The following is a 1857-nucleotide window of genomic DNA, read 5'->3' as shown; positions in this document are numbered from 1 at the left end:
GGCTCGTAGGGGTCGAAGACCTCAGAGTAGATGTCGACCGGGTCCAGCAGGCGGGCCAGGTTCTCGCGGAGGGCGTCCACGTCCTGCTCCGGGCCGGGGTCGGGCTCGTACCGCTCCTCGGGCACGATGTCCTCGTGCGCGCCGAGGCGGCCGCCGGCCAGCATCAGCTGGGAGACCTCCAGCAGGAGGAAGGGCACCGCCGAGTCCGGCTCGTCGCCCTTGGCGACCTCGGTGACGGCGACCAGGAAGCTCTCGATCTGGTCGGCGATCTGGACCGCGAAGTCGTCCGGGTTCTGACCGACGGCGTGCAGCGTGGCATCAGACATCTAGCAGTCGTCTCCCCTCGAAGGCGCGGCCGAGGGTGACCTCGTCCGCGTATTCCAGATCGCCACCCACCGGAAGGCCGCTGGCCAGGCGGGTGACCTTCAGGCCCATGGGCTTGATCATGCGGGCGAGGTACGTCGCCGTCGCCTCGCCCTCGAGATTCGGGTCCGTGGCCAGGATCAGCTCCGTGACCGTGCCGTCCGCGAGGCGGGCCAGCAGCTCCCGGATGCGCAGGTCGTCCGGGCCCACGCCCTCGATGGGGCTGATCGCCCCGCCGAGCACGTGGTAGCGGCCACGGAACTCACGCGTGCGCTCGATGGCGACGACGTCCTTCGGCTCCTCCACCACGCAGATCACCGAGGTGTCGCGGCGGGCGTCGCGGCAGATCCCGCACAGCTCCTCCTGCGCGACGTTGCCGCAGGTCGCGCAGAAGCGGACCTTCGCCTTCACCTCGAGCAGGGCCTGGGCGAGGCGCCGTACGTCCGCCGGTTCGGCCTGCAGGATGTGGAAGGCGATCCGCTGCGCGCTCTTGGGACCGACGCCGGGCAGCCGCCCGAGCTCGTCGATGAGGTCCTGGACCACGCCTTCGTACAACGGACTGCCGTCCTTCCTGACTCGCTTCGGTACGTACGGTAGTTGTCCGGCGCCCTTCTTAGAAGGGCAGGCCCGGGATGCCGCTGCCGCCGCCCAGGCCCTGGGCGAGCGGACCGAGCTTCTGCTGCTGGAGCGTCTGGGCGTTGTCGTTGGCCGCCTGGACGGCCGCGACGATCAGGTCGGCGAGGGTCTCCGTGTCCTCGGGGTCGACCGCCTTCGGGTCGATTTTCAGCGCGCGCAGCTCGCCGGCGCCGGTGACGGTGGCCCTGACCAGGCCGCCGCCCGCCTGCCCGTCGACCTCGGTCCGCGCCAGTTCCTCCTGCGCCCGCTGCAGGTCCTGCTGCATCTTCTGGGCCTGCTGGAGCAGCTGCTGCATGTTGGGCTGGCCACCACCGGGAATCACGATCAGCTCCTGCTTTCGTACGACTGTCCGCCGGGCGGGGACCGACTCCGGTTTCCCGCTGGCACGAGCCTACGTGGTCCGGGCAGCCAGCGCCCCGCCACTCTTTCGGGTGACTCTCGGATGAGCCCTATACCTGATCAACGCCTCCTTCCGAGCGGAAAGGCCGCGCTTTTCGCCTCTTCGCCACCCGTTGGGGGGTAGGAAGGGTCCGGCGTGTCAGCCAGCGTCACGGACCGTGATCAGTAGGGAGTGCCGGGTGGGTCAGCCGGAGATGCAGCCCGAGCGTCCGCCTCAGGACGGACGGGACGACGGCGCGGCCGGGCTGCGGCCGGGCGACCTGACCGGGCGGCCCTTTCCGCTCGGAGACTGGGGCGAGCCGGCGCAGCGGCTGGACGAGCTGTACCGGTGGGTGGAGCGGGGCGGGTTTGGCGGGCGCCGCCACTCGTGCGCCGTGCCGGTCGGATTCCGGCGCGAGCGCCAGGATGTCGACCACGCGCCGGGCGGACACGAGGCCGCGGGGGAGGTCGTCCGCGCCC

Annotated in this window: 3 protein-coding genes and 1 pseudogene; 1 reads left to right on the top strand and 3 read right to left on the bottom strand. The window is 71.2% G+C overall.

Annotated features, from left to right (window positions below; all coding sequences use genetic code 11):
* The 3 genes from C1I97_RS36410 to C1I97_RS36400 all read right to left on the bottom strand — a co-directional run.
* A partial coding sequence (locus tag C1I97_RS36410) for a DUF5063 domain-containing protein (protein ID WP_146608422.1) occupies positions 1-326 on the bottom strand: 326 nt, incomplete at its 3' end.
* Positions 319-918 carry a recombination mediator RecR gene (recR, locus tag C1I97_RS36405; protein WP_111007179.1) on the bottom strand — a complete coding sequence of 200 codons (600 nt, stop codon included), beginning with the start codon at positions 916-918 and terminating at the stop codon, positions 319-321. The genes C1I97_RS36410 and recR, both read right to left, overlap by 8 nt.
* A gap of 58 nt (positions 919-976) precedes the next feature.
* Complete coding sequence (locus C1I97_RS36400; protein ID WP_111007178.1) at positions 977-1321, bottom strand: YbaB/EbfC family nucleoid-associated protein; 345 nt, start codon at positions 1319-1321, stop codon at positions 977-979.
* A gap of 256 nt (positions 1322-1577) precedes the next feature.
* Between C1I97_RS36400 and C1I97_RS42195 the strand changes: the two are divergent.
* Positions 1578-1857 (top strand): annotated as a pseudogene (locus C1I97_RS42195) (SLATT domain-containing protein); the annotation flags it as partial.

It is taken from the genome of Streptomyces sp. NTH33, from assembly GCF_003236365.1.
Lineage (GTDB): Bacteria > Actinomycetota > Actinomycetes > Streptomycetales > Streptomycetaceae > Streptomyces.
Note: the sequence above shows the minus strand (reverse complement) of the source record. Positions and strands in the feature narration are given on the sequence as shown.